3 protein-coding genes are annotated in these 3273 nt (G+C 61.3%); 2 read left to right on the top strand and 1 reads right to left on the bottom strand.

The features are described 5' to 3' along the window. Positions 1-332: 332 nt before the first annotated feature. On the bottom strand, positions 333-989 hold the full coding sequence (locus H0W47_RS18490; RefSeq protein WP_296927063.1) for a TetR/AcrR family transcriptional regulator: 657 nt from the start codon (positions 987-989) through the stop codon (positions 333-335). Positions 990-1120: 131 nt separating this feature from the next. On the opposite strand from H0W47_RS18490, the gene H0W47_RS18485 reads away from it, so the two are divergent. Further along, positions 1121-2524 (top strand): hypothetical protein, encoded by a 1404-nt coding sequence (locus H0W47_RS18485; protein WP_296927061.1) that lies wholly within the window; start codon positions 1121-1123, stop codon positions 2522-2524. Positions 2525-2806: 282 nt separating this feature from the next. Next, on the top strand, positions 2807-3073 hold the full coding sequence (locus H0W47_RS18480) for a DUF2855 family protein (protein WP_296927059.1): 267 nt from the start codon (positions 2807-2809) through the stop codon (positions 3071-3073). Positions 3074-3273: the final 200 nt, after the last annotated feature.

The raw sequence follows: 3273 nt of genomic DNA, 5'->3' as shown, positions 1-3273 counted from the left end.
ATTTTGAAGCCGTTGATGCGCTCGCGCTCCAAGCGGGCCTCCCCTTGCTGGAAGACCGGGTCATGCCGGCCAACAATCGCTGCATCACTTGGCAACGCGGCTCGCTTTAAGACCTTAGGGGCTTCCACCCGAACTAGAGAGTTCGCGCGTCTGCTTTGCCGGCGGCAGGAATACCTGCTGCCCTATCAAAACACTCCATGCGCCGGGCGCCGCGGTCGCCCGCTTGCGATAACCAGTGCAGCAACGGACCGCATGCGAACCAACCCGGATTTCCCGCTGACACAAGCTGGCTTGCCAACCACCACGCCGAACTTTTACCGCGATTTTCCGCCTTACGTGGCACGGCTCGAAAGCGGCTCACGTCGGCGCTCGGCGTGAGGTTTGATCTCCGGGTCCGTCGGCCTGGGATCGGTCAGGCATTCCCCCTTCGCCAATGCATCAGCCACAAGCGCCAGCACGGGAAGTGCGCGGTCGCGCCAGTGATCCATGGACACAACCTGAGCAATCACATGGCGCCGCAGACTGACAAAGCCGTGGATGACGGACCAGATCTGCAGGGCGGCGTCGAGCCGGGCCGCGTCGCTGGTGCCAGCGGGCACCAAGCGGGCAATCAGCGCTAGCAGGCCGCTGAAGGCGCGTGCCGCCACAGCGCTCGCTTGGGAGGACGGAGTGTAGGTGCTGTCAGACTTGCCATAGATCAAATCGTAATGCGCAGGGTAACGCTCGGCGATGTCCAGGTAATTGCGACAGGCGTGCAACAGCGCCGCCCTCGGGTCGGGGTCCTGGACGTCCATACCCTGCGCCACCCGCTCGTAACCCTCCGCATACAAGGCATCCAGGATGCCCTGCTTGCCCTGGAAGTGGTTGTAGATGCCGATGGTGGACAGCTCGGCACGCGTGGCAATGGCACGCACGCTCAGGGCGTCGTAACCTCCTTCGAGGAAGAGCTCCGTTGCGGCGGTGAGTATCCGGGATTTAGCGTCGTCCATGTGTGGCGGGAAAAAAAGGTGGCCAGAAAGATGGCGTTCCTCATTCTCTCTCAATCGCTTGACGCGCAATAACAATGTTATTAAGATTTTGATAACACTGTTATTTTCACCCTCTCGCCGGAGACCCCACCATGTCCGACCCCATCCATCTTGAAGCTGACTATCTGATCATTGGCGCGGGCGCCGTGGGCATGGCCTTTGCCGACACGTTGATCGCCGAGAGCGACGCGACCATCATCATGGTGGATCGTATGGCCAAGCCGGGCGGTCACTGGAACATTGCCTATCCCTTTGTCACCTTGCACCAGCCTTCCGCCTATTACGGCGTGAACTCGGTCGAACTGAGCCAGGGTCGCCGGGATCCGTCGGGGTGGAACCAGGGCTTGGGCGATCTGGCCAGTGGCACCGAGGTGCTGGCGTACTTCGAAGATGTCATGCGTCACCAGCTGTTGCCAAGCGGCCGGGTCCAGTATTTTGCAATGAGCGATGTCCAGGGCGATGACGCCTTTGTCAACCGCCTGACCGGCCAGCGCTACACGGTGACCGTGCGCCGCAAGACGGTTGACGCGACCTGGCTCAAGACCTCCGTGCCGGCCAATCACAAGCCGGGTTACACGGTGGCCGAAGGCGTACGATTTATGCCCGTGAATGGTTTGCCAACGCTGACAGAGCAACCAGAAGGCTACGTTGTGGTCGGTGGCGGAAAAACCGGCATTGACGCCTGCCTGTGGCTGCTGGCGCAGGGGGTGGACCCGGACCACATCCGCTGGATCATGCCGCGCGACGCGTGGTTGCTGGACCGCCAGAACACCCAGGCGACGGATGAGTTTTTCGGCAGCACCGTGGGCGGCATCGCGGCCCAATACGAGGCTGCGGCAGCCGCAACGGGCATCGAGGATCTGTTCGATCGGCTGGAGGCTGCTGGCGTGTTGCTGCGGATCGACACAAGCGTGCGCCCAAAAATGTTTCATGGCGCCACGGTGAGCCAGGTCGAGTTGGAACAGTTGCGCCGGATCAGCAACATCGTCCGCATGGGCCGGGTGCAGCGCATAGAGCCTTCGCGCATCGTGCTGGAGCATGGCGAATTGCCCACCAGTTCTGGCCAGGTCCATGTAGACTGCTCGGCTAGTGCCATCGGCAACATGAGCATGCGACCAATTTTTGAAGGCAGGCGCATCACGCCGCAAACCGTGCGCGCCTATCAGCCGGTATTTAGCGCCGCCTTTATTGCCCACGTCGAGGCCAGCTACCAGGACGAGGCGCAAAAGAACAAGCTGTGCGGAGTGGTGCCCTTGCCCAATCACGACACGGACTGGATCCGCATGATGCTGGCAGGGTCCCTGAACCAATATCATTGGTCTCAGGAACCATCCATAGGCCGCTGGCTGGTGCAAAGTCGGCTCGATGCCGTCACCAAGATGCTCAAGAGCATCGAGCCCCACGAGACCGCGAAGAAGGCCATCGTGGCCCGCCTGCATCAGGCAGCCCCGGCCGCGATGGCCAACCTCCAGCGCCTCGCCAAGCAGATTGCGTGACGGCTAGACCGTTCAGCTTCTACGCCCCTACCCCAGAAAAATCCCATGGCGCAGTTTCAAATCGATCGCCAGCAATTTACCCGTAGCGTGTGGTGGACGCCGGCCTCGCCGCTGCGCCGCTCGCGCCGGCGCCGTGAGGGTGCGGATTGAACGATTTACTACTCGGCCAACAACCTGACCTACGCAGTGACGGGCGAGCAACTCGGCTACTGAGGCTTCTTTCCGCCGGCCGGCGCCGACGCCGAGGGCTGGGGCATGACCCCAACCTGAGGCTTTGGGGCTGTGCAAGCGTCCAACTGCGCGGAAGTCCCCGTCGGCGAGCGACTGTTCGGCGTTTTCCCGGCGGCCAGCCACATCGACCTGTTACCGCTAGGCATCAAGCCACATGCCCTTTCCGACGGCTCGGTGCATCGTGCCAAATTACCGTCGGCCTACAACCGCTACAGCCGCGTAGCAGTTGAACCGACCTACGACCCGGCGCAAGACAACGCGCGCATGCTGCTGACCCCGCTTTATCCCAGGTTGACATCCAAGCAGAGTCGATGCTGATAAAGCATCCAGCCCTTTAACACCAAGGTGGCGGTATCTATAGCAGCCACTCACGCCGAGCATTCGCAAGGTTTATTCCGCCAGAAGTGAATCGCCCCGGGAATTGAGGAGGCTCCAACCTTTGAGAAGATGGAGCCATGAAGAAATCAAACAAGTTTTCCCCCGAAGTACGCGAACGCGCGGTCCGTATGGTGCAGGAG

This window comes from Polaromonas sp. (genome assembly GCF_013817205.1).
In the GTDB taxonomy this organism is placed as follows: Bacteria; Pseudomonadota; Gammaproteobacteria; order Burkholderiales; family Burkholderiaceae_C; genus Polaromonas.
This window is presented reverse-complemented; position numbering and strand designations above follow the sequence as displayed.

Excerpts from the sequence above, each read along its gene's own strand:
- H0W47_RS18485 (WP_296927061.1), top strand. The coding sequence starts at position 1,121 with ATGTCCGACCCCATCCATCTTGAAGCTGACTATCTGATCATTGGCGCG.
- H0W47_RS18490 (WP_296927063.1), bottom strand. The coding sequence starts at position 989 with ATGGACGACGCTAAATCCCGGATACTCACCGCCGCAACGGAGCTCTTC.